Consider the following 26788-nt stretch of genomic DNA (forward strand, 5'->3'; position numbering starts at 1 on the left):
CGACGGCATCCTGGCCGCGTTGCAGCGGGTGATCGACCGGCATGACATCTACCGGACCGCGATCGTGTGGGAGGGGGTGCGGGAGCCGGTGCAGGTGGTGGTCCGCCGGGCGGTGCTGCCGGTGCGGGAGGTCGTGCTGGACGATGGCGCGGACCCGGTGCGGCGGTTGCTGGCGGCGGCCGGTGCGGGGATGGACCTGCGACGTGCGCCGCTGATCGACGTGCACGTCTCCGACCGGCCGGTGGACGGGCGTTGGCTGGCCCTGCTGCGCATCCACCACCTGGTCCAGGATCGGACCACCCAGGACGTCCTGCTGGGGGAGATGGACGCCATCCTGGCCGGCCGGGAGGACGAGCTGCCCGAGCCGCCGCCGTTCCGCGACTTCGTCGCGCAGGCGCGGCTGGGCGTGCCGCGGGAGGAGCACGAGCGGTACTTCGCGGATCTGCTGGGCGACGTCGAGGAGACCACGGCGCCGTACGGGCTGCTGGACGTCCACGGCGACGGCCGCGGCATCGAGCGGGCCTCCCTTGCCGTCGACGAGGAGATCGCCGCCCGCGTCCGCGAGGTGGCGCGCGCGCTGCGGACGAGTCCGGCGACGATCTTCCATCTGGCGTGGGCGCGGGTGCTGGCCACCCTCAGCGGCCGTGACGACGTCGTCTTCGGCACCGTGCTCCTCGGCCGCATGAACACCGGCGCGGACCGGGTGCCCGGCCTGTTCATTAACACGCTGCCGGTGCGCGTGCGCGTCGGCGGGACCGGCGCCGGCGAGGCGCTGGAGGCACTGCGCGGCCAGCTCGCCGAGCTGCTCGTCCACGAGCACGCGCCGCTCTCCCTCGCCCAGCGGGCGAGCGGCGTGCCCGGCGGCAGCCCGCTGTTCACCGCGCTGTTCGACTTCCGCCATCACCACCGCTCGGGGGCGCCGGACCAGCGGGACGCCGTCCGGACTCCCGGCATCGGCACCGTGTACACGCCCGCCGAGGGCAGCACCAACTACCCCGTGACCGTGCTGGTGGACGACCTGGGCACCGGCTTCGCGCTGACCGTGAACGCCGCGGCCGAGGCCGGCCCGGAGATCTGCCGGATGCTGCACGCGTGCCTCCGCAACCTGGTGACGGCCCTGGAGAACGACCCGGCGGACCGGCTGTCGTCCGTCAGGGTCCTCGACGAGGCCGAGCGGCCGGAAGACCGCGACGACGCGGTGCCCGCGGTGGCCACCACGGTCACGGAGCTGTTCGAGGCTTGGGCAGCGCGCACGCCGGACGCGGTGGCGGTGTCCGCCGGCGGTGTCGAGGTGTCGTACGCCGAGCTGGACGCGCGGGCGAACCGGCTGGCGCACTTCCTGCGCGGCCAGGGGGTCGGCGCCGAGTCGGTGGTGGGGGTGTGCCTGCCGCGCGGGATCGAGCTCGTGACGGCCCTGCTGGGAACGTGGAAGGCCGGGGCGGCGTACGTCCCGATCGACCCGGGCCAGCCGGCGGAGCGGATCGCTTTCGTCCAGGCCGACAGCGGCGCCGTGCTCACGCTCACCAGCGAGGAGGTGCTGGAGGACCTTCCGGCGGGCCGTCATCGCCTGGTGGCGATGGACGACGCGCCGACGGCGACGCGGCTGGCCGGAATGCCCGGCCGTGCACCGCGCGTACCGGCGCCGCCGGACCAGGCGGCCTACGTGATCTACACCTCCGGGTCGACGGGCCGCCCGAAGGGCGTGCTGGTCTCGCAGCGGAGCGCGGCGGCCTATCTCGGCTGGGCCGCTCGTGCCTATCCGGGGCTCGGCGGTACGGCGGGCCTGCACTCCGGGGTGGCGTTCGACCTGGCGGTGACCGCGCTGTGGGGGCCTCTGGCGGCGGGCGGCCGCGTGCGGATCATCGACCTGACCGACGACGCCGGCGACGCGCCGGCGTGCACGTTCCTGAAAGTGACGCCCACTCACCTGGCCATGCTGGACGGGCTGATGCGGGGATTCGCCGGCGACCTGGTCGTGGGCGGCGAGGCGCTGCCGGGCGGCGTGGTGGAGCGGTGGCGCGTCGCCAATCCCGCCGCGACGGTGGTGAACGAGTACGGGCCGACCGAGGCGACGGTGGGCTGCGTCATCTCGGCCGCGGCACCCGGCGAGACGGTGCCGGTCGGCGGCGACGGCGGCGTGCTGATCGGCCGGCCCGCGCCGGGCGTGCGGATGTTCGTCCTGGACGGGTTCCTGCAGCCGGTGCCGGCCGGTGTGGCGGGGGAGCTGTACGTCGCCGGCGACCAGCTGGCGCGCGGCTACGCCGGTCGTGCCGGGCTGACCGCGGAGCGGTTCGTGGCATGCCCGTCCGGCGGGCGGATGTACCGCACCGGCGACCTCGTGCGCTCTGCCGGGGACGGCCTGCTGGAGTTCCTGGGCCGGGTCGACGACCAGGTCAAGGTCCGCGGGTTCCGGGTGGAGCCGGGCGAGGTGGAGGGCGTCCTGTCCGGTCATCCGCTGGTCGCGCAGGCCGCGGTGGTCGCGCGCGACGAGCGCCTGGTCGCCTACGTGGTGGGCGACGCGGACGGCGACGAGCTGCGCCGGTTCGCCGCCGCGAAGCTGCCCGACTACATGGTGCCCTCGGCCTTCGCCGCCCTCGACGCGCTGCCCCTGACCCGGGGCGGCAAGCTGGACCGCAAGGCCCTCCCCGCCCCCGACTACGCCGCGGCCTCGACCGCCGCGACCGGTCGAGCGCCGGCGAACGCGGCCGAGGAGACCCTCTGCCGGGCCTTCGGACGGGTGCTCGGGCTGGAGCGTGCCGGGGTGGACGACGACTTCTTCGCACTGGGCGGGCACTCGCTGCTCGCCACCAAGCTGGTCGGCGAGGTACGGGCGGAACTGGGGGTGGAGCTGCCGATCCGGCAGGTCTTCTCGACCCCGACCCCGGCCGGGCTCGCGGCCTGGATCGCGGAACACGGTGCCGGCCGGCGAACGGCCCGGCCGGCGCTACGGCGGATGCACGCGCAGGAGGAATCATCATGACCCCGCTCTCGTACGCCCAGCGGCGGCTGTGGTTTCTCACCCAGATGGAGGGACCGAACGCCGCCTACAACAACCCCATCGCACTCCGCCTCTCCGGCGAGCTCCACGCCGAGGCGCTCGACGCGGCGCTCCGGGACGTGCTCGCCCGGCACGAGGTGCTGCGCACGGTCTTCCCGGAGCGGGACGGCGAGCCGTACCAGCGGGTCCTCGCGGAGGGCGAGACCGGGTTCTCGCTCGCCGTCTCCGAAGTGGCGGCGGAGGAGCTGCCGGTCGCCGTCGCCCGCGTCTCGCGGCACGCGTTCGACCTGGCCGCCGAGATCCCGCTGCGGGCGTGGCTGTTCAGGGAGGGTCCGGACGCGCACGTGCTCGTCGTGGTCGTGCACCACATCGCGTGGGACGGCTGGTCGACCGGCCCGCTGGCACGCGATCTGTCCGCGGCGTACGCCGCCCGGCGGGAGGGCGGGCGACCGGGCTGGGAGCCCCTGCCGGTGCAGTACGCCGACTACACCCTGTGGCAGCGCGAGCTGCTCGGCGACGAGGACGACGCCGAGAGCATCCTCGCCCGGCAGGTGGCGTACTGGCGCGATGCCCTGTCCGGAGCCCCGGAGGAGCTCCGGCTGCCGGCGGACCGGTTACGGCCGGCGATGCCCTCGTACCGCGGGCACCGGGTCGAGCTGGAGGTCCCGGCCGACGTGCACCGGGCCCTGGTGACCGTGGCGCGCGAGCGGCGCATGACCTCGTTCATGGTGCTGCAGGCGGCGCTGGCGGTCCTGCTGTCGCGGCACGGGGCGGGCACGGACGTCCCGATCGGGTCGGCGGTCGCCGGGCGTACCGAGAGGGCGTTGAACGACCTGATCGGGTTCTTCGTCAACACCCTGGTCATGCGGGTCGACCTGGCGGGGGATCCGACGTTCGCGGAGTTGCTGGCCCGGGTCCGCGAGGTGGGCCTGGAGGCGTTCGAGCACCAGGACGTGCCGTTCGAGCGGCTCGTCGAGGAGCTGGCGCCGGCGCGGTCGCTGGCGCGGCACCCGCTGTTCCAGGTGATGCTGACCGTGCAGAACACGGGGTCCGCCCAGCTCGACCTGCCGGGCCTCACGGTTTCCGGCCTCCCCGCGGGTGAGTCCTCGGCGAAGTTCGACCTGCAGTTCACGGCCGCCGAGAGCTTCGGCGCCGACGGCGCGCCGGCCGGCATGCGGGTAGCCGTGACGGGCGCGACGGACCTGTTCGAGGAACGGACGATCGAGCGGCTCGCGCACGTCTGGGCCCAGGTGCTGGCGCAGGTCGTCGCGGATCCGTCGGTGCGCGTGAACGCGGTGGACGTCCTCGGTGACGGGGAGCGTGCGCTGATCCTGGAAGAGTGGGCCGGCGGCGGGGCGGTCGTAGAAGAGCGTTCGACGGTTCCGGCGTTGTTCGAGGCGCAGGTGGCGCGGACGCCGGATGCTCCGGCGGTGACGTTCGAGGGTTCGTCGATCAGTTATGCGGAGTTGAACGCGCGGGCGAACCGGCTGGCCCGGTACCTGGTGGAGCGGGGTGCGGGGCCGGAGCGGTTCGTGGCGTTGGTTCTGCCGCGGTCGGTGGAGCTGGTCGTCGCGGTGCTGGCGGTGCTGAAGTCCGGGGCGGCGTATGTGCCGATCGATCCGGATTATCCGCAGGATCGGATTGATTTGATCCTGTCCGACATCGAGCCGGTGCTGACGGTTCGGGCCGATGACGTGGACGTCCCGGGTCACGAGGACGGTGATCTCGGGGTCGCGGTGTCGCCGGATCATGCGGCGTACGTGATCTACACGTCGGGGTCCACCGGACGCCCGAAGGGGGTCGTCGTCCCGCACCAGAACGTGGTGCGGCTGCTGCGCTCCCTGGAGCGGTGGTTCGACCTCGGGCCGGACGATGTCGGGACGCTGTTCCACTCCTACGCGTTCGACCTGACCGTGTTCGAGCTGTGGGGTTCCCTGCTGTACGGCGGCCGGCTCGTGGTGGTGCCGTACCTGACGTCGCGGTCGCCGCGCGAGTTCGCGGAGCTGCTCGCGGCCGAGGGTGTGACGGTGCTGAACCAGACGCCCTCCTCCTTCTTCCAGCTGGTGAGCGAGGAGCGGCCCGACTGGGCGCTGCGGTACGTGACGGTCGGTGGCGAGTCGTGGGAACCGGGCCGCCTGGGGGAGTGGTACGCCCGGCACGCCGACGACGCGCCGCGGCTGTCCAACATGTACGGGCCGACGGAGACGACGCTCTTCGCCTCCGGGTACCTGCTGGACCGGGCGCGGGCCGAGAGCGCGGCGGGGAACATCATCGGCGCCGGCGTGGGTGACCTGCGCCTCTACGTGCTGGACGAACGGCTGCGGCCCGCGCCGATCGGCGTCGCGGGTGAGCTGTACGTGGCGGGTCCCGGGTTGGCCCGGGGTTATCTGAATCGTCCGGGGCTGAGTGCGGAGCGGTTCGTGGCCGACCCGTATGGGCCGGTGGGGACCCGGATGTACCGGACCGGCGATGTGGTGCGGTGGCGCGCCGGCGGCGATGTCGAGTACCTGGGCCGGAGCGACGAGCAGGTGCAGCTTCGCGGGTTCCGGGTGGAGCTGGGTGAGGTCAAGGCGGTGCTGGCGCGGCACGAAGCCGTCGCCGACGTCGCGGTGGTCGTGCATGAGGAGCGCCTCGTCGCCTACGTGACCGGCGACGCCGAGGCGGCGGAGTTGCGGGCGCTGGCCGTGGCGAGCCTGCCCGAGCACATGGTGCCCGCCGCGTTCGTCGCCCTCGACGCGCTGCCGCTGACCGTGAACGGCAAGCTCGACCGCGAGGCGCTGCCCGCACCCGAGTTCGCGGCAGGGGGAGGCCGCCGGCCCGCCACGGTGCGGGAGGAGCTCCTCTGCCAGGTGTTCGCCGAGGTGCTCGGCGTGGAGACCGTCGGCGTGGACGACGGCTTCTTCGCGCTCGGCGGGCACTCGCTGCTCGCGACGCGGCTGGTGAGCCGGGTACGCGCCGTGCTCGGTGCCGAGGTGCCGCTGCGGACGCTGTTCGAGTCGCCGACCCCCGCCGGCCTGGCCGCACGCCTCTTCGAGGCCCGCCGGGAGAGGCCGGCGCCGGCCCCGAGGGAACGCACCGAGCGGATGCCGCTCTCGTACGCGCAGCGGCGGCTCTGGTTCCTCGCGCAGCTGGAGGGTCCCAGCGAGACCTACAACATCCGGGTGACCCTGCGGCTGACCGGCGAGCTGGACCGGCGGGCGCTGGAAGAGGCGTTCCGCGACGTGCTGGAACGGCACGAGGTGCTGCGCACGGTGTTCGCGGTCGCCGACGGCGAGCCGTACCAGCGGATCCTCCGAGTGGACGAGACCGGGTTCGAGCTGCCTCTGGTCGAGGCGGTGGCCGACGCGGGCGGGCACGCGTTCGACCTTTCCGCCGAGATCCCGATCAGGGCGTGGCTGTGCGAGGCCGGGCCGGACGAGCACGTGCTGGCGCTGGTGGTGCACCACATCGCGGGAGACGCGTGGTCGATGGCGCCGCTGGCGCGCGACCTGGGCACCGCCTACGCGGCCCGGCGCGAGGGCCGGGCGCCGGAGTGGACGCCGCTGCCGGTGCAGTACGCGGACTACGCGCAGTGGCAGCGCGAGCTGCTGGGGTCGGAGGACGATCCCGGGAGCCTCCTCGCGGAACAGGTCGCGTACTGGCGCGAGGCGCTGGCGGGGGTCCCGGAGGAGCTGGCGCTGCCGTTCGACCGGCCGCGCCCCGCGGCGGCCTCGTATCGGGGGCACCGGGTGCCGCTGGCGCTGCCCGCGGAGGTGCACGCCCGGGTCCGCGAGGTGGCGCGCGAACACGGTGTCACCGTGTTCATGGTGCTCCAGGCCGCCGTGGCGGTCACCCTGTCGCGGCTGGGCGGCGGCACCGACATCCCGATCGGATCCGGGATCGCGGGCCGTCTGGACGAGGCGCTGGACGACCTGGTCGGCTTCTTCGTCAACACCCTGGTCATCCGCACCGACCTGTCCGGCGACCCGACGTTCGCCGAGCTCGTGGAGCGGGTGCGGGAGACGGGGCTGGGCGCGTTCGAGCACCAGGACGTGCCGTTCGAGCGCCTCGTCGAGGAACTGGCGCCCGCCCGCTCCCTGGCGCGGCACCCGCTGTTCCAGGTGATGCTGACCTTCGAGAACAACGCCCGGCCGGAGCTGGACCTGCCCGGCGTGCGTGCGGGCGGCCTGCCGGCCGGGCCCGCGGACGGCCCGGTGACGGCGAAGTTCGACCTGGAGTTCAGCCTCACCGAGGCCTTCGACGCCGAGGGAGCCCCGGCCGGGCTGCGCGGCGCGGTGATCGTGGCCACCGACGTGTTCGAGGCCGGGACCGCCGCGCGGTTCGCCGGCCGCCTGGAACGCGTGGTCGAGGCGGTCGTCACCGCGCCGGACACCCCGATCGGCGCGGTCGACATCCTCGACGGGGCCGAACGCGCGGTGATCCTGGACGAGTGGGCCGGCGGCGCGATGCCCGCGGAGGAGCGCACGACGATCCCGGCGCTGTTCGAGGCGCAGGCGGCGCGGACGCCGGACGCTCCGGCGGTGACGTTCGAGGGTTCGTCGATCAGCTATGCGGAGCTGAACGCGCGGGCGAACCGGCTGGCCCGGTACCTGGTGGAGCGGGGTGCGGGGCCGGAACGGCCGGTGGCGCTGGTGCTGCCCCGGTCGGCCGACCTGGTCGTCGCGGTGCTGGCCGTGCTGAAGTCCGGGGCGCCCTATGTGCCGATCGACCCCGATCATCCGGACGACCGGATCGCGTTCATGCTGGCCGACGCCGACCCGGTGCTGGTCGTCCGGCCCGAGGACGTGCACGTCTCCGGCCACGACGACGGCGACCTCGGCCTGCCGATCGCGCCGGAGCACGCGGCGTACGTGATCTACACGTCGGGGTCCACGGGACGTCCGAAGGGCGTGGTGGTCTCCCACCAGAACGTGGTGTGGATGGTGCGGGCCCTGGACGAGATGTGCGACATCGGGCCGGGCGATGTGCGCACGCTGTTCCACTCGTACGGCTTCGACCTGACGGTGTGGGAGCTGTGGGGGGCGCTCCTGCACGGCGCCCGGCTGGTCGTGGTGCCGTACGAGATCTCGCGGTCGCCGCGCGAGTTCGCGGAGCTGCTGGCCGCCGAGCGCGTGACGGTGATGAACCAGACGCCGGCCGCGCTCTACCAGCTCATGGCCGAACAGCGCGACGACTGGGCGCTGCGGTACGTGTTCCTGGGCGGTGAGGCGCTGGACCTCGGCCGCCTGGAGGACTGGTACGCCCGGCACCCGGACGACGCGCCGCTGGTGACGAACACCTACGGTCCGACCGAGACCACCGTGCTCGTCAGCGGCTACGCGCTGGACCGCGCGCGTGCCGCCGCCGCGCCGGGCAGCATGATCGGTGGCCCGCTCGCGGGCGTGCGGCTCTACGCCCTGGACGGGCGGCTGCGGCCGGTGCCCGCCGGAGTGGCGGGCGAGCTGTACGTCTCGGGCACGCTGGTGGCCCGCGGCTACCTCGGCCGGCCCGGCCTGACCGCGGAGCGGTTCGTGGCCTGCCCGTACGCGGGCGCGGGCGAGCGGATGTACCGGACCGGCGACCTCGTGCGGTGGCGGGCGGACGGGAACCTGGAGTTCCTCGGGCGCGTCGACGAGCAGGTAAAGATCCGCGGGTTCCGGGTCGAGCCGGGCGAGGTACGGGCGGTGCTGGCGCGGCACGAAGCGGTGACCGATGTCGCGGTGGTCGCGAGAGGCGACCGCCTCGTCGCCTACGTGACCGGCGACGCCGGGGCGGCGGAGCTGCGGGAGCTGGCCGCGGCGAGCCTCCCCGAGTTCATGGTGCCCGCGGCCTTCGTCGCTCTCGACGCGCTGCCGCTCACGGCCAACGGGAAGCTCGACCACGCGGCGCTGCCCGAACCGGACTACTCCGCCGCGGGCGCCGCCGGCCGCGCCCCCGGGAGCGTGCAGGAGGAGATCCTGTGCCAGGCCTTCGCCGAGGTCCTCGGCGTGGAGGTCGTCGGTGTGCATGACGACTTCTTCCGGCTGGGCGGGCATTCGCTGCTGGCGGTCCGGCTGGTGGAGGTGCTGCGCGAGCGCGGGGTCCCGGTCTCGGTACGGGCGCTGTTCGAGGCGCCGACACCGGCCGGGCTGGCGGTCTCGGCGGGTCCGGCCGAGGTGGCGGTGCCGGAGAACCTGATCCCGGCGGGCGCGACGGAGATCACCCCGGACATGCTCACGCTCGTGGACCTGTCCGCGGCCGAGGTGGAGCGGGTCGTCGCCGCGGTGGAGGGCGGTGCGGCGAACATCGCGGACGTGTACCCGCTGGCTCCGCTTCAGGAGGGCCTGTTCTTCCATCATCTGATGGCCGATGGCGGTGAGGACGCCTACGTGGTGCCGCGGGTGCTGCGGTTCGACGCGCGCGAGCGCCTGGACGCCTTCCTGGCCGCGCTGCAGCGGGTGGTCGACCGGCACGACATCTACCGCACCGCGATCGTGTGGGAAGGGCTGTCCGAGCCGGTGCAGGTGGTGGTCCGCCGGGCGGAGCTGCCGGTCCGGGAGGTCGGGCGGCTCCAGGACGGGGCGCCGATGCGGGTGGGGCGCGCCCCGCTGATCGATGTGCACGTCGCGCCGGAGGAGGGCGGCGGGTGGCTGGCGCTGCTGCGGATGCACCACCTCGTCCAGGACCACACCACGCAGGACGTCCTGCTGGCGGAGCTGGACGCGATCATGACGGGGCGCGAGGACGAGTTGCCCGAGCCGCTGCCGTTCCGCGACTTCGTGGCGCAGGCCCGGCTGGGGATGGCGCGGGAGGAGCACGAGCGCTACTTCGCGGACCTGCTCGGCGACGTCGAGGAGACGACCGCGCCGTTCGGGCTGCTGGACGTCCACCACGACGGGAGCGGGGCCGAGAAGGCCCGCCTGGACGTGGACGGCGAGGTGGGCCGGCGGATCCGGACGATCGCCCGTGCGCGGGGAGTGAGCCCCGCCACGATCTTCCACCTGGCGTGGGCCCGGGTGCTCGGGACGGTGAGCGGCCGGGACGACGTGGTGTTCGGCACCGTGCTGCTGGGCCGGATGAACGCGGGTGCGGGCGCGGACCGGGTGCCGGGGTTGTTCATCAACACGCTGCCGGTGCGGGTGCGCCTGGGCGAGACGGGCGTGGGCGACGCGCTGGACGCGATGCGGGACCAGCTCGCCGAGCTGCTGGTGCACGAGCACGCCCCGCTCAGCCTCGCCCAGCAGGCGAGTGCGGTGCCGGGCGGCAGCGCGCTGTTCAGCTCCATTCTCAACTACCGGCACAGCCGGACCGATGCCGCGCCCGCGGGTGTCTCGGGCATCCGCACCGTGTCGACGCGGGAGGCCATGAACTACCCGGTGGCCATGTCCGTGGAGGACCGCGGCGCCGGGTTCGGGCTGACGGTCGACGCGGTGGCGTCCGTCGACGGACCGGCTCTGTGCCGGTTGATGCACACCTGCGTCGCCGACCTGGCGGACGCGCTGGAGGAGGCGCCGGCGCGCCGGCTGCCGGACGTCGCCGTCCTCGGTGAGGCCGAGCGCGCGGTGATCTTGGAAGAGTGGGCCGGCGGCGGGGCGGTCGTAGAAGAGCGGTCGACGGTTCCGGCGCTGTTCGAGGCGCAGGTGGCGCGGACGCCGGATGCTCCGGCGGTGACGTTCGAGGGTTCGTCGATCAGTTATGCGGAGTTGAACGCGCGGGCGAACCGGCTGGCCCGGTACCTGGTGGAGCGGGGTGCGGGGCCGGAGCGTTTCGTGGCGTTGGTTCTGCCGCGGTCGGTGGAGCTGGTCGTCGCGGTGCTGGCGGTGCTGAAGTCCGGGGCGGCGTATGTGCCGATCGATCCGGATTATCCGCAGGATCGGATCGATTTCGTGCTGGGTGACACCGATCCGGTGGTGACCGTTGGGGTCGAGGACGTGGACGTCCTCGGCTATGACGATGGTGATCTCGGGGTCGCGGTGTCACCGGAGCACGCGGCGTACGTGATCTACACGTCGGGGTCGACCGGTCGCCCGAAGGGCGTGGTCGTCCCCCACCAGAACGTCGTGCGATTCGTGCGCTCGCTGGAGCGGTGGTTCGACTTCGGACCGGATGACGCGTGGACGCTGTTCCACTCGTACGCCTTCGACTTCACGGTGTGCGAGCTGTGGGGCCCGCTGCTGTACGGCGGCCGGCTGGTGGTGGTGCCGTACCTGACGTCGCGGTCGCCGCGCGAGTTCGCGGAGCTGCTGGCGGCCGAGCGGGTCACGGTGCTGAACCAGACGCCCTCGGCGTTCTTCCAGCTCATGGCGGAACAGCGCGACGACTGGTCGCTGCGGCACGTGAACATCGGCGGCGAGTCGTGGGAACTGGGCCGCCTGGAGGACTGGTACGACCGGCACGCGGACGACGCGCCGCGGCTCATGAACGTCTACGGGCCCACCGAGACCACCGTGTTCGCCACCCGCTACGCCCTGGACCGCGAGCGGGTGCGGACCGCGTCGAACGTCATCGGCTCTGGTCTGGCGGACCTGCGGCTTTATGTGCTGGATCGGCGGTTGCGGCCGGTACCGCCTGGGGTGGCGGGTGAGTTGTACGTGGCGGGTGCGGGGCTGGCTCGGGGCTATCTGCATCGTCCGGGGTTGAGTGCGGAGCGGTTCGTGGCCGACCCGTTCGGGGCGGCGGGGACCCGGATGTACCGGACCGGCGATGTGGTCCGGTGGCGGGCCGGCGGAGACGTGGAGTATCTGGGCCGCAGCGACGAGCAGGTGCAGTTGCGCGGGTTCCGGGTGGAGCTGGGTGAGGTCAAGGCGGTGCTGGCGCGGCATCCGGGGGTGGCCGATGTCGCGGTGGTCGTTCATGAGGAGCGGCTCGTCGCCTATGTGCAGGGTGTGGTGGAGGAGGCGGAGCTGAGGGCGTTGGCGGTGGCGGGCCTGCCCGAGCACATGGTGCCCGCCGCGTTCGTCGCCCTGGACGCGCTGCCGCTGACCGTGAACGGCAAGCTCGACCGCAAGGCGCTGCCCGCACCCGCCTTCGGGACCGCGACCCCGGCCGGCCGTGCTCCGGCGAGCGCGCGGGAGGAACTCCTGTGCCAGGTGTTCGCGCAGGTGCTGGGGTTGGACGACGTCGGCGTGGACGACGACTTCTTCGCACTCGGCGGGCATTCGCTGCTCGCGACGCGGCTGGTGGGCCGAGTGCGCACCATCCTCGGAGCCGAGGTGCCGCTGCGGACGCTGTTCGAGTCGCCGACCCCCGCCGGCCTGGCCGGACGGCTGTTCGAGGCCGAGCGGGCGCGCACCGCCTTGGCGCCGGTGGGGCGTCCGGAGCGGCTGCCGCTGTCGTACGCGCAGCGGCGGCTCTGGTTCCTCGCGCAGCTGGAGGGGCCGAGCCCGGCCTACAACGTCTCCACCACCCTGCGGCTGACTGGCGAGCTGGACCGGCGGGCGCTGGAAGAGGCGTTCCGCGACGTGCTGGAACGGCACGAGGTGCTGCGCACGGTGTTCCCGGTGGCCGACGGCCAGCCGTACCAGCGGGTGCTGGACCGCGGCGAGCCGTTCTTCGCCCTGACGGCCGACCAGATCACCCGGGACGAGCTGCCGGACGCGGTGGCCGAGGCGAACCGGTACGCGTTCGACCTGTCGGCCGAGGTGCCGATCCGGGCGTGGTTGTTCACGCTCGGACCGGACGAGCACGTGCTGGCGCTGGTGGTGCACCACATCGCCGCCGACGGCTGGTCGATGGCGCCGCTGGCGCGCGACCTGAGCGCCGCCTACGCGGCCCGGCGAGCGGGGCACGCGCCGGAGTGGGCGCCGCTGCCGGTGCAGTACGCGGACTACACGCTGTGGCAGCGGGATCTGCTCGGGTCGGAGGACGATCCCGGGAGCCTCCTCGCGGAACAGGTCGCGTACTGGCGCGAGGCGCTGGCGGGGGTCCCGGAGGAGCTGGCGCTGCCGTTCGACCGGCCGCGTCCCGCGATGGCATCGAACCGTGGGTACCGGGCGCCGCTCACGGTGCCGCCCGACGTGCACGCCCAAGTCCGTGAGGTGGCGCGCGAACATGGCGTGACCGTGTTCATGGTGCTCCAGGCGGCCTTGGCGGTGACGCTGTCGCGGCTGGGCGCGGGCACCGATGTCCCGATCGGTTCGGCGGTCGCGGGCCGTCTGGACGAGGCGCTGGACGGTCTGGTCGGGTTCTTCGTGAACACGCTGGTGATCCGCGGTGACCTGTCCGGCGACCCGACGTTCGCCGAGATGCTGGCCCGGGTGCGCGAGACGAGCCTGCGCGCCTACGCCCATCAGGACGTGCCGTTCGAGCGTCTGGTGGAGGAACTGGCTCCGGCCCGGTCGCTGGCGCGCCACCCGCTGTTCCAGGTGATGGTGACGTTGCAGAACAACGCCCAGGCGACCCTGGACCTCCCCGGGGTCCGCGCGGGCGGCGCGCCGGCGTCGGCGCCCCGGTCCGGGACCGCGACGGCGACGTTCGACCTGGACGTCAGCGTCGAGGAGGTCTTCGACGGCGAGGGCGCGCCGGCTGGGCTGCGCGGATCGGTGACCGCGGCCGCCGACGTCTTCGATCAGCGGACGGCCGAGCGGTTCGCCGACGCCCTGGCCCGGGTGCTGTCCGCGGTGGCGCTCGACCAGTCGGCGCGGGTGAGCCGGGTCGAGGTCCTGGACCCGGCCGAACGGCACCGGATGCTGGTGGAGTGGAACCGGACGGCGGTGGACGCGCCGACCGTGTCGGTGGTGCGGATGTTCGAGGAGCAGGCGGCGCGGCTTCCCGGCGCGATGGCGCTGGTGGACGGTGACATCTCGCTGTCGTACGCGGAGCTCGACGCGCGAGCGGACCGGGTGGCGCGCTGGTTGCGGGGACGGGGCGCGGGGCCGGAGTCGGTGGTGGCCGTCGCCATGCCGCGAGGCGCCGATCTGATGGTGGTCCTGCTGGGGGTGCTGAAGGCGGGCGCCGCGTACCTGGCACTGGACCCGGCGCAGCCGGCCGAGCGGTCGTCGTCCGTGCTGGCCGACGCCGGGCCGTGCCTGGTGATCACGAACGCGGCGGGTGCGGCGTCGGTGAGCGGGTCCCCGGCACCGGTCGTGGAGATGGGCTCTCCCGGCCTCGCCTCGCCGGACGCGGAGATGGACACCGGTGATCGGCGCGTGGACGTCCAGGGCGGGAACGCGGCGTACGTGGTGTACACGACGGGGTCGACGGGCCGGCCCAAGGGCGTGGTGATCTCCCATGCGGGGTTCGCGAACCTGACGGTGAGCCACGACCGGTTCGGGCTGGTGCCGGGGCGGTCGCGGGTGGCGCAGTTCGCCTCGGTGGGCTTCGACATGTTCTGCGAGGAGTGGCTGCTGGCGCTGCTGGGCGGGGCGGCGCTGGTGATCGTCCCCCCGGAGCGGCGGCTGGGGGGCGAACTGGCGGGGTTCCTGAACGAGTCGGGGGTGACGCACGCGACGCTCCCGCCGGCGGTGGTGGCCACGCTCCCCGAGGGATCGCTGGATCCGGAATTCGTGCTGGACGTGGGAGGCGAGGCACTGCCCGCCGAGGTGGTGACGCGGTGGGCCTCGGACGGGCGGGTGATGTTCAACAGCTACGGCCCCAGCGAGACGACGGTGAACGCGGCGGTGTGGCGGTGCGACCCCGAGTCGGTGGCCGGCGGCGCGGTGCCGATCGGCACCCCGATCCCCAACACCCGTGTGTACGTGGTGGACGACGCCCTGCGGCCTGTTCCGCCGGGCGTCGTGGGCGAGTTGTACGTGTCCGGAGCCGGGTTGGCCCGGGGGTATCTGGGGCTCGCGCGGTTGACGGGCGAGCGGTTCGTGGCGTGCCCGTTCGAGCCGGGCGAGCGGATGTACCGGACGGGGGATCTCGTCCGATGGACACCCGGCGGGCAGCTGGTGTTCGCGGGCCGCGCCGACGACCAGGTGAAGATCCGGGGCTTCCGGATCGAGCCGGGCGAGGTCGAGGCGGTGACGACCGCTCACCCGGGAGTTCGCCAGGCCGCGGTGGTCGCGCGTGAGGACGGTCCCGGGGGCAGGCACCTGGTCGCCTACACGGTGGGCGAGGCAGGTCAGGAGGACTTGCACCGGTTCGTGGCCGACCGGCTGCCCGGCTACATGGTGCCTTCGGCGTTCGTGCGCCTGGACGCACTGCCGCTGAACGCCAGCGGGAAGCTGGACCGCGCGGCCCTGCCCGCTCCCCGGTTCGCGGCGGGCGCCGGCCGGGCGCCGGCCGGCGTGCGGGAAGAGATCGTGTGCCGCGCGTTCGCGGAGGTCCTCGGCCTGGACGGCGTGGGGGTCGAGGACGACTTCTTCCGGCTGGGCGGGCATTCGCTGCTGGCGGTCCGGCTGGTGGAGGCGCTGCGCGACCAGGGCGTCTCGGTGTCGGTGCGCACGCTGTTCCAGACGCCGACACCGGCGGGTCTGGCCGCGGGGGCCGAGGCCGAGACGGTCGAGGTCCCGCCGAACCTGATCCCGCCGGATGCCGACCACCTCACCCCGGAGATGCTGCCGCTCGCCGACCTCACGGCCGACGAGGTCGGGCGGGTCGTGGACAGGGTGGAGGGCGGCGCCGCCAACATCGCCGATGTGTATCCGCTGGCTCCGCTTCAGGAGGGCCTGTTCTTCCACCACCTGATGGCCGACGACGGCCGGGACGCCTATCTCGTTCCCCAGGTGCTCCGGTTCGACGCGCGGGAGCGCCTGGACGCCTTCCTGGCCGCGCTGCAGCGCGTGATCGACCGGCATGACGTCTACCGCACGGGGGTCGTGTGGGAGGGACTGCGGGAGCCGGTCCAGGTGGTGACGCGCCGGGCGGTGCTGCCGGTCCACGAGGTGGCGGACCTCGCCGCCGCGGAGGGGACCGCGATGGACACGGGGCGCGCCCCGCTGATCGATGTGCACGTCGCGCCGGAGGACGGCGGCGGGTGGCTGGCGCTGCTACGGACGCACCACCTCGTCCAGGACCACACCACCGTGGAGGTGCTGCTGGCGGAGCTGGACGCGATCATGTCGGGGCGCGAGGACGAGCTGCCCGAGCCGCTGCCGTTCCGGGACTTCGTGGCGCAGGCCCGGCTGGGGATGCCGCGGGAAGAGCACGAGCGCTACTTCGCGGACCTGCTCGGCGACGTCGAGGAGACGACCGCGCCGTACGACCTGGTCGACGTGCACGGCGACGGCGGGAGCGTCGAACGGGCCCGCGTGACCGTCGACCACGACCTCGGCGCACGGGTCCGCGAGGTGGCGCGCGGCCTGCGCGTCAGCGCCGCCACCATCTTCCACCTGGCGTGGGCCCGGGTGCTCGGGACGGTGAGCGGCCGGGACGACGTGGTGTTCGGCACCGTGCTGTTCGGCCGGATGAACGCGGGCGCGGGCGCGGACCGGGTGCCGGGGTTGTTCATCAACACGCTGCCGGTGCGGGTGCGCCTCGATGAGACCGGCGTGGGCGACGCGCTGGACGCGATGCGGGACCAGCTCGCCGAGCTGCTGGTGCACGAGCACGCCCCGCTCAGCCTTGCCCAGCAGGCCAGCGGGATGCCGGGCGGCAGGCCGCTGTTCACCTCGATCCTGAACTACCGGCACGGCTCGGACCGTGGCGACGCGCCGCACCGGCGCGCCGAGGGGATCCGGACCGTGTCGGCGCGGGAGGCCACCAACTATCCGGTGGCGGTGTCGATCGAGGACCACGGCGCCGGGTTCGGGCTGACGGTGGACGCGGTGGACGCGGTCGACGGCACGGCACTGTGCCGGCTGCTGCACACCTGCCTCGCCAACCTGGTGGACGCGCTCCAGGACGACCCCGGCGTCCGGTTGAGCATGCTGGACGTCCTCGACCCGGCCGAGCGGGAGCGGACCCTGTCGGAGTGGAGCCGGGGCACGGGGGCCGCCGGCGCGAGCCGCGCGATCACGATCCCGGCGCTTTTCGAGGAGCGGGCGGGCCGCACGCCTGACGCGCCCGCCGTCACCAGCGGCGGCTCCACCCTCACATACGGGGAGCTGGACGAGCGCGCGAACCGGCTCGCGCACCACCTGATCGAGCGGGGCGTCGGCCCGGAGCGGCCGGTGGCGCTGGCGCTCCCGCGCGACGAGGACATGATCGTGGCGATCCTCGCCGTGCTCAAGGCGGGCGGGGCCTACCTGCCGATCGATCCGGCGAACCCCGCCGACCGCATCGCGTACGTGCTGGACGACGCCCGCCCGGCGCTGCTGCTGGCCAAGGGGCCGCACCCCGGATCGGGCGAGCGGATCCTGCTCGACGACGCCTTCCAGGCCGGGCTGTCCCGGTATCCGGCCACCGCCCCGCGTGTGCCGCTGTCCCCGGACCACCCGGCGTACGTGATCTACACCTCCGGCTCGACCGGCCGCCCGAAGGGCGTGGTCGTCCCGCACCGGAACGTGGTGCGGCTGCTGGCGGCGACCGAGCGGTGGTACGGCTTCGGCCCCGACGATGTATGGGCGCTGTTCCACTCGTACGCCTTCGACTTCTCCGTCTGGGAGATGTGGGGCGCGCTGCTGTACGGAGGCCGGCTGGTCGTCGTGCCGCACGCCGTGTCGAGGTCGCCGGAGGAGGCGCTCGACCTGCTGGCCCGCGAGCGGGTCACGGTGCTCAACCAGACGCCGTCCGCCTTCTACCAGCTCGCGGAGGTGGAGCCGCCGGGCGAGCTGGCGCTGCGGTACGTGATCTTCGGGGGCGAGGCGCTGGATCCGGCGCGCCTGGAGACGTGGTACGCGCGGCATCCGGACGACGCGCCGGTGCTCGTCAACATGTACGGGATCACCGAGACGACCGTGCACACGACGTACGGTCCGCTGGACCGGTCGTCCGCGGCCGGCGGGCGCGGCACGATCGGCACCGGCCTGCCCGACATGCGGCTGTACGTGCTGGACGCGAGACTGCGCCCGGTGCCGGCCGGCGTCACCGGGGAGCTGTACGTGGCCGCGGCCGGGCTGGCCCGCGGCTACCTGAACCGGCCGGGCCTGAGCGCCGAGCGCTTCGTGGCCTGCCCGCACGGACCCGGGCGGATGTACCGCACCGGCGACCTGGCCCGCTGGCTCCCCGACGGCACGCTGGAGTACCGGGGGCGCGCCGACCAGCAGGTGCAGCTTCGCGGGTTCCGGATCGAGCCGGGCGAGATCGAGGCGGTCCTGGCCCGGCATCCGTCGGTGGGCCAGGTCGCGGTGCTGGTCCGCGAGGACCGGCCCGGCGACCGGCGGCTCGTCGCGTACGCGACCGGCGACGCCGATCCGGCCGCGCTGCGCGCCTTCTGCGCGGAGTCGCTGCCCGAGTACATGGTCCCCTCGGCGGTCGTCATGCTCGGCGCGCTGCCGCTGACGGGCAACGGCAAGCTCGACCGGGCCGCGCTGCCCGCACCCGGGCCCGCCGCCGGCGCGGGCGGGGGCCGCGGGCCGGCCGACGCACGGGAGGAGATCCTGTGCCAGGTGTTCGCCGAGGTGCTGGGGCTGCCGTCGGTGGGCCCGGAGGACGACTTCTTCGCGCTCGGCGGGCATTCGCTGCTGGTGATGCGGCTGGTGAGCCGGGCGCGCGCGGTCCTGGACGTCGAGGTGCCGCTGCGGGCGGTCTTCGAGGCCCGCTCGGCGGCCGGGCTGGCGGCCCGGCTCTCCGGCGCCGGTCACAGGCGGCCGGCGCTGGTCGCGCGGACCCGTCCCGAGCGGGTGCCGCTGTCCTACGGGCAGCGGCGGCTGTGGTTCATCGGCCAGCTGGAGGGGCCGAGCCCGACCTACAACAGCCCCGTGGTGGTGCGGCTGTCCGGAGGGTTGGACCGGGCGGCGCTGGCGGCGGCGCTGCGGGACGTGATCGGGCGGCACGAGGTGCTGCGGACGGTGTACGCGGTGGCCGATGGTGAGCCGTACCAGCGCGTGCTGGGCGTCGAGGAGCTGGAGTGGGAGCCCACGGTCGCCGAGGTGGCCCCGGAGGGACTCGCCGGCGCCGTGGCGGAGGCGAGCGAGTACGCCTTCGATCTGTCCGCCGAGGTCCCGTTCAGGGCGTGGGTGTTCGACCTCGGACGGGACGAGCACGTGCTCACCCTGATGGTGCACCACATCGCCGTGGACGGCTGGTCGATGGAGCCGCTGGCGCGTGACCTGAACGCGGCCTACGCGGCGCGGTGCGCGGGCCGCGCACCGGAATGGGCGCCGCTGCCGGTCCAGTACGCCGACTACGCGCTGTGGCAGCGCGAGGTGCTGGGCTCGCCGGACGACCCGGAGAGCCCGCTGTCGCGGCAGGTGGCGTACTGGCGCGAGGCGCTGGCCGGCGCGCCGGAGGAGCTGGCGCTGCCGTTCGACCGCGCCCGGCCGGCCGTCGCCTCGCATCGAGGGCACGCGACCGCGGTGGAGGTCCCGGCGGAGGTGCACGCGCGGGTCCGCGAGGTGGCGCGCGCCGAGGGCGTCACGGTGTTCATGGTGCTCCAGGCGGCCCTGGCGACCATGCTCAACCGCCTCGGCGCGGGCACCGACATCCCGATCGGGTCGGCGGTGGCCGGCCGGTCGGACGAGGCGCTGGACGACCTGGTGGGCTGCTTCGTCAACACGCTCGTGATCCGCAGCGACCTGTCGGGCGACCCGACGTTCGCGGAGTTGCTGGGACGGGTGCGGAGCCGGGGACTGGCGGCGTTCGAGCACCAGGACGTGCCCTTCGAGCGGCTGGTCGAGGAGCTCGCCCCGGCGCGTTCGCTGGCCCGGCAGCCGCTGTTCCAGGTGATCCTCACCATGCACAACACCATGCCGGTGACCGGCACGCGCCCGGACGCCGGCCCGGGCCCCGCGCGCTCCGGAGTGCGTGCCACGACGCTGCCGATGAACGAGGGCCCGGCGAAGTTCGACCTGTCGGTGCTGGTGGGGGAGAAGTTCGCGGCGGACGGTGCGCCGCGAGGGATCGGCGGGCAGATCGCGGGGGCGGCGGACCTGTTCGAGGCCGCCTCGGTCGAGCGGATCGCGGACCGCTTCGTGCGGGTCCTCTCGGCGGCGGTCGAGGATCCGTCGGCGCGGGTGAGCGCGCTGGACGTGCTGGACCCCGCCGAGCGTGACCGGCTGCTCGTCGCATGGAACGACACGGCGGCCGAGACCGGGCCCCTGCCGGTGCCGGAGCTGTTCGAGGCCCAGGCGGCCCGGACCCCGGACGCGGTCGCGGTCGTCGAGGACGGCGGCGAGGTGTCCTACGCGGAGCTGGAGGCGCGGGCGAACCGGCTGGCGCACTTCCTGCGCGGCCAGGGGGTCGGCGCCGAGTCGGTGGTGGGGGTGTGCCTGCCGCGCGGCGCCGAGATGGTCGCGGCGATCCTGGGCGTGTGGAAGGCGGGCGCGGCCTACGTTCCGATCGACCCGGGGCAGCCCGCCGAGCGGATAGCCCACATGCAGTCCGACAGCGGCGCGGTGCTGACCCTCACCTGCGAGGAGGTGCTGGACGATCTTCCGGCGGGCCGCCATCGGGTGGAGGCGCTGGACGGCGCGCCGACGGCGGCACTGCTGGCGGCGATGCCCGGCGACGCACCGCGCGTGCCCGTGGCCGCGGGGCAGGCGGCGTACGTGATCTACACGTCGGGATCGACCGGACGCCCCAAGGGAGTGGTGGTCACCCACGGCGGGCTGGCGAACTACGTGTCCACGGTGCCGGAGCGCGTCGGGTTCGGGACGGGCCGGTACGCGGTGCTGCAGGGCCAGGCCACCGACCTCGGCAACACGGTCGTGTTCGCGAGCCTCACCTCCGGCGGCCGGCTCCACATCCCGCCCGAGGAGATGGTGACCGACGCGGCCGCGGTGCGGTCGTATCTGGCCGACCACCGGATCGACTTCCTGAAGGTCGTTCCGTCGCACCTGGCCGCGCTCGGGGCCGGCGCGGTGCCGGGCGGCGCGCTGGTGCTCGGCGGCGAGGCGGCTCCGCCGGACCTGGTCGCGGAGCTGCTGGCCGCGGACTGCGAGGTGTTCAACCACTACGGACCCACGGAGACCACGATCGGTGTGGCCACGGCGCGGCTGGCGCCGGGGGCGCCGATCGGCACCCCGGTCGCCAACACCCGGCTGTACGTGCTGGACGGCCGGCTGGAGCCGGTGCCGGCCGGGGTGGCCGGTGAACTGTACGTGGCCGGCGCCCAGGTGGCCCGCGGGTACGCGGGACGTCCGGCGCTCACGGCGGAGCGGTTCGTCGCCTGCCCGTTCGGCGGGCGGATGTACCGCACCGGGGACCTGGCGCGGTGGACGGCGGGCGGGGAGCTGGAGTTCGCGGGCCGGGTCGACGACCAGGTCAAGATCCGCGGGTTCCGCGTGGAACCGGGCGAGGTCGAGAGCGTCCTCGCCGGACATCCGCTGGTCGAGCGGGCCGCGGTGGTGATGCGCGACGAACGGCTGGTCGCCTACGCGGTGGGCGACGCGGACGAGGCCGAGCTGCGCCGCTACGCCGCCGCGAAGCTGCCCGGCCACATGGTGCCCTCGGCCTTCGTCGCACTCGACGCCCTGCCGCTGACCGGCAACGGCAAGCTCGACCGGGCCGCCCTGCCCGCGCCGGACCACGCCGTCGTGAGCGGGCGTGCCCCGAGCAGCGTGGAGGAAGAGGTCCTCTGCCAGTCCTTCGCCGAGGTGCTCGGCCTGGACGCCGTCGGCGTGGACGACGACTTCTTCGCGCTGGGCGGGCACTCGCTGCTGGCGGTGCGGCTGGTGGAGGTGCTGCGGGAGCGCGGGGTGTCGGTCTCGGTGCGGACGCTGTTCGAGTCGCCCAGCCCGGCCAGCCTCGCCGCGGCGGCGGGCCCGGCCGAGGTGCCGGTGCCGGAGAACCGCATCCCGGCGGACGCCACCGAGATCACGCCGGACATGCTCACGCTCGTGGACCTGTCCGCCGATGAGGTGGAGCGGATCGTCGCCGCGGTGGAGGGCGGTGCGGCCAACATCGCGGACGTCTATCCGCTGGCTCCCTTGCAGGAGGGTCTGTTCTTCCACCATCTGCTTCAGGCCGACGGCGGCCGGGACGTCTACGTCTCCCCGAAGGTCGTCGGCTTCGATTCCCGGGACCGCCTGGACGGGTTCCTGGCCGCGTTGCAGCAGGTGATCGACCGGCGCGACATCTACCGGACCGCGATCGTGTGGGAGGGAGTGCGGGAGCCGGTGCAGGTGGTGGTCCGCCGGGCGGTGCTGCCGGTGCGGGAGGTCGTGCTGGATGACGGTGCCGAGCCGGTGCGGCGGTTGCTGGCGGCGGCGGGTGCGGGGATGGACCTGCGGCGTGCGCCGCTGATCGACGTGCATGTCTCCGACCGGCCGGTGGACGGGCGTTGGCTGGCACTGCTGCGCATCCACCACCTGGTCCAGGACCACACGACCCAGGACGTCCTGCTGGGCGAACTACGTGCGATCTTGACCGGCCGGGAGGACGAGCTGCCCGAGCCGCTGCCTTTCCGTAACTTCGTCGCGCAGGCGCGGCTGGGCGTGCCGCGGGAGGAGCACGAGCGGTACTTCGCGGATCTGCTGGGCGACGTCGAGGAGACCACGGCGCCGTACGGGCTGCTGGACGTCCACCGTGACGGGAGCGGCATTACCTCGGCGAGCCGGTTCATCGACGAGGAGGTGAGCAGGCGGACCCGGGAGGTCGCGCGCACGCTGGGGATGAGCCCGGCGACGATCTTCCATCTGGCGTGGGCGCGGGTGCTGGCCACCCTCAGCGGCCGCGAGGACGTCGTCTTCGGCACCGTGCTGTTCGGCCGCATGAACGCGGGACGGGGAGCGGACCGGACGGCGGGCCTGTTCCTCAACACGCTGCCGGTGCGGGTCCGGATGGACGGCACCGGCGTCGAGGACGCGCTGAACTCCATGCGCGGCCAGCTGGCCGAGCTGCTCGTCCACGAGCACGCCTCGCTCGCCCTCGCCCAGCGGGCGAGCGGCGTGCCCGGCGGCAGCCCGCTGTTCACCTCGATCCTCAACTACCGGTACTCCCACGGCCCGGACCCGGCGTCGGCCTCGCGGCAGGCACCGGCACCCTCCGGCATCAAGATGATGTACACCGGCAGGGCCACCAACTACCCGATGACCGTGTCGGTGGACGACCTGGGCGACGGGATCGAGCTGACCGTGGACACGGTGGCGCCGGCGGAGGCGGCGGTGGTCTGCCGGATGCTGCAGACCTGCGTCGACCACCTGGTGACGGCCCTCGAAGAGGATCCGGCCGCGCGGGTCGGCGCGATCGAGGTGCTCGACAAGTCCGAGCGCGATCGGCTGACCTGGGCCTGGAACGACACCGCGACGGAGGTGCCGCACACGTCGGTGACCGGGATGTTCGAGGCCCAGGCGGCGCGGACGCCGGACGCCCCGGCCGTGCTCGCCGACGACGCCGAGCTGTCGTACGCCGAGCTGGACGCGCGGGCGAACCGCCTCGCCCGCGCGCTGATCGCCCGAGGGGCCGGCCCGGAGTCGGTGGTCGCGGTCGCGATGGAGCGGGGAGCCGGCCTGACGGCCGTCCTGCTGGGCGTGCTGAAGGCGGGGGGCGCCTACCTGGCGCTCGATCTCGTGCAGCCCGCCGAGCGGCTCGCCTTCATCCTCGAGGACGCCGGGCCCGTGCTGGTCGTCGCCGACGCGCTCGGGGCCGCCTCCGTTCAGGGGTTCCCGGGCCAGGTCATCGACGTCGGTTCCGCCGCGTTCGCGGCCGAGACGGCGGGGCTGCCCGCACGGGCGATCGAGGCGGACGAGCGGCCGGCGCCTCCGCGCGGCGAGCACCCGGCGTACGTCTGCTACACCTCGGGGTCCACGGGGCGGCCGAAGGGCGTGGTGGTCACCCGTGCCGGGCTGGTGAACACCGCGGTGGCCGGAGGCGCCCGGCTGGGGACGCACCCGACCGTGAGGGTCGCCCAGGCCACGTCGGCGGGCTTCGACAGGTTCTCCCTGGAGTGGTCGATCGCGCTGTCGACGGGCGCCACCCTGGTGGTCGTCCCCGACGCGGAGCGGATGGGCGAGGAGCTGTCGCGCTTCATCGTCGACCGCGAGATCACCTACGCCGCCATGTCGCCCGCCGTCCTGGCCGGAATCCGCGAGGGCGCGATACCCCCGCACGTGGTGCTGCAGGTCGGCGGTGAGTCGTGCCCGCCGGAGCTGGTCGACCGCTGGTCGCCGGGACGCGCCATGTTCCACACGTACGGGCCGACCGAGACGACCATCCACGCCTCGGCGTGGCGGTGCCGCCCGGGGACGGCGGAGGTCCCGATCGGCGGGCCGATCGCGAACACCCGCACCGTCGTGCTGGACGCCCGCCTGCGGCCGGTCCCGGCCGGGGTGACCGGGGAGCTCTACGTGGCCGGGGCCGGTGTGGCGCGCGGCTACCTCGGCCGGCCCGCCCTGACCGGCGAGCGGTTCGTCGCCGACCCGTTCGGGGCCGGCGAGCGGATGTACCGGACCGGTGACCTCGCCCGCTGGACCACCGACGGCGAGCTGGTCTTCGCGGGGCGCACCGACGACCAGGTCAAGGTCCGCGGGTTCCGGATCGAGCTCGGGGAGATCGAGGCCGTGCTGTCGGCCGACGAACGGGTCGCGCAGGCCGTCGTGACCGTCCGGGCCGAGGCGCAGGACGACGCGCGCCTGGTCGGCTACGTCGTGCCCGCCGATCCCGGCGCGGACACCGAGGCGCTGCCGGACGCTCTGCGCAGGTCCGCGGCCACCCGGCTGCCGCACTACATGGTGCCCTCGGCCGTCGTCGTCCTGGACGCCCTGCCGTTGCGGCCGAGCGGCAAGGTCGACCGCGCCGCCCTGCCCGCCCCGAGGAGCGCGGCGGATTCCGCCCCGTCCCGCAACCTCGCCTCCGCCGACATGTTCGAGGCGACCGTGCGCGGGGCGTTCGCCGACGTCCTCGACGTGCCCGAGGTCGGCGTGGACGACGACTTCTTCGCGCTCGGCGGCCACTCGCTGCTGGCGGTGAGGCTCGTCGAACGGCTGCGGGCCGAGGGCGTCACGGTCGCGCTGCGCGAGGTGATCGCCAACCCGACGCCCGGCCGGCTGATCCACTCGTTCACCCTGTCGTCCATGCGGGACGCCCTCGGCGGGCTGCTGCAGATCCGCGCCGGCGGTACGAAGCCGGCGTTCTTCTTCGTCCATCCCGCGGGCGGGCTGAGCTGGTGCTACCTCCCGTTCGCCCGGCACATGCCGGAGGGGCACCCGCTCTACGGCCTGCAGGCGCAGGGCCTCGACGGCGAGGACGGGATGCCGGGCTCCGTCGCCGAGATGGCCGCGGCCTACGTGGAGCGCATCCGCTCCGCGCAGCCGTCCGGTCCGTACCACCTGGTGGGCTGGTCCTTCGGCGGGACCCCGGCGCACGAGGCCGCGGTCCGGCTCAGGTCCGAGGGCGAGGACGTGTCGCTGATCCTCATGGACGCCTACCCGCCGTATCGGGGCGCCGCGCCCGCGGTCACCGGCGAGGAGGAGGACGACGAGACGGCCGCCGCCATCGCGGGCGGCGATCCCGCGCGCGCCGTGCCGCCCGACGCCGTCGCGCGACTGGCACGGCGCATCCGCGCCGAGACGAGGCAGCGGCTGGGAGGCCTGCTGGACGACGAGGTCATGCGGCTGGCGCGCGTGTTCCACAACAACGCGACGGTCAGGGGCGCTCATCGATACGGCCGGTTCGACGGCGACACGCTGATCCTCGTCGCGGAGGACGGAAAGCCGGCGGAGTTCTCCTCCGAGGCGATGTGGGGGTCCCATCTCGCGGGCCGGATCACCACCGTGGGCCTGCCGTGCGGCCACTCGGACATGACCCGGCCCGACATGGTCCCGCTGGTCGGGGAGGCGATGACCGAGTGGCTGAGCACACGGGACGAGGGGAGCACGAAATGACCGAACACGCGGTGCGGATGCGCGCCCTCCTGCACGGGCAGATCGTGTCCCGGGCCCTGTGCGTCGTGGCCGAGCTCGGGCTCGCCGACGAGCTGCGCGACGGTCCGCGCACGGCCGAGGAGCTGGCCGCCCGCGTGTCGGCCCATCCCGGCGCCGTGCGGCGGCTGCTGCGCGCGCTCAGCGCCTTCGACGTGTTCGCCGCGGACGCCGACGGCGCCTTCCGGCTCACCCCGCTCGGCGCGACGCTGTGCGAGGACGCGCCCGGCTCGGCCCGGCCGACCGCGCTGCTGCTGGGCGGTCCGGTCGGCACCGCGTGGACGCGGCTGGGTCACACCGCCCGCACCGGCGGGTCGGCGTTCACCGACGCCTTCGGCACCGGCTTCTTCGAGCACCTGACAGGCGAGCCGGAACTGAACGCGACGTTCGACCGGTCACAGGCCGAGGGGCTGCGCGTCGAGCTCGACGAGGTCTTCGGCGCCGTCGACTTCACCCCGTACCGGCGGATCGTCGACGTCGGCGGTGGCGACGGCGAACTGCTCGCACGCCTGCTGGAGGGGGTGCCGGGGGCGCACGGCCGGCTGCTGGACCTGCCCGGCACGGTGGCGCGCGCGGCCGGTCGGCTCGCGGCCCGGGGGCTCGCCGGCCGCTGCTCGCTCGTCGCCGGCGACTTCTTCGCGGAGGTCCCGTCCGGCGGCGACCTGTACCTGCTGTCGCACGTGCTGCACGACTGGGACGACGAACGGGCGGTCGACATCCTGCGCGTCTGCCGCACGGCGATGCCGCCGGACGCCACGCTCATGGTCATCGACCTGCTGCCGGACGGCGGGACCGACGACTCGTCCCGGTTCGCGGCCGGGATGGACCTCTACCTGATGTCGCTGTTCGGCGGCGACGGCGGCGGCGAGCGCGGGGACGAGGCCGTCCGGCGGCTGCTGCGCGACGCCGGGCTGGAGCCGCGGTCCACGCTGCGCCTGCCGAGCGGGATGGGGGTCGTGACGGCGGGCCGCCCATGACCGCGGCGGGCCCG

At 74.1% G+C, this 26788-nt stretch carries 3 protein-coding genes (1 of these 3 cut by a window edge); all 3 read left to right on the top strand.

Annotated elements, in window-relative coordinates; translation table 11 throughout:
- Tightly spaced (each overlapping or abutting the next), the 3 genes in view from K8Z49_RS48195 to K8Z49_RS48205 form a layout consistent with a single transcriptional unit that may run on beyond the window.
- Positions 1–2980, top strand: the 3' portion of a protein-coding gene (locus K8Z49_RS48195; RefSeq protein WP_412517223.1) for a non-ribosomal peptide synthase/polyketide synthase. It extends 16733 nt beyond the left edge of the window; the window shows 2980 of its 19713 coding nt (coding positions 16734–19713); the start codon falls outside the window, past its left edge; its stop codon occupies positions 2978–2980.
- Positions 2977–25761, top strand: a complete 22785-nt coding sequence (locus tag K8Z49_RS48200) for a non-ribosomal peptide synthase/polyketide synthase (RefSeq protein ID WP_412517224.1) — start codon at positions 2977–2979, stop codon at positions 25759–25761. Before K8Z49_RS48195 ends, K8Z49_RS48200 begins: the two co-directional genes overlap by 4 nt.
- Entirely contained in the window at positions 25758–26774 is a 1017-nt protein-coding gene (locus K8Z49_RS48205) for a methyltransferase (RefSeq protein WP_021593731.1), read from the top strand. Before K8Z49_RS48200 ends, K8Z49_RS48205 begins: the two co-directional genes overlap by 4 nt.
- Positions 26775–26788 lie beyond the last annotated feature (14 nt).

Origin of the sequence: Actinomadura madurae, assembly GCF_047130825.1 — a bacterium.
Classification (GTDB): Bacteria; Actinomycetota; Actinomycetes; order Streptosporangiales; family Streptosporangiaceae; genus Spirillospora; species Spirillospora madurae.

Excerpts from the sequence above, each read along its gene's own strand:
- K8Z49_RS48200 (WP_412517224.1), top strand. The coding sequence starts at position 2,977 with ATGACCCCGCTCTCGTACGCCCAGCGGCGGCTGTGGTTTCTCACCCAG.
- K8Z49_RS48205 (WP_021593731.1), top strand. The coding sequence starts at position 25,758 with ATGACCGAACACGCGGTGCGGATGCGCGCCCTCCTGCACGGGCAGATC.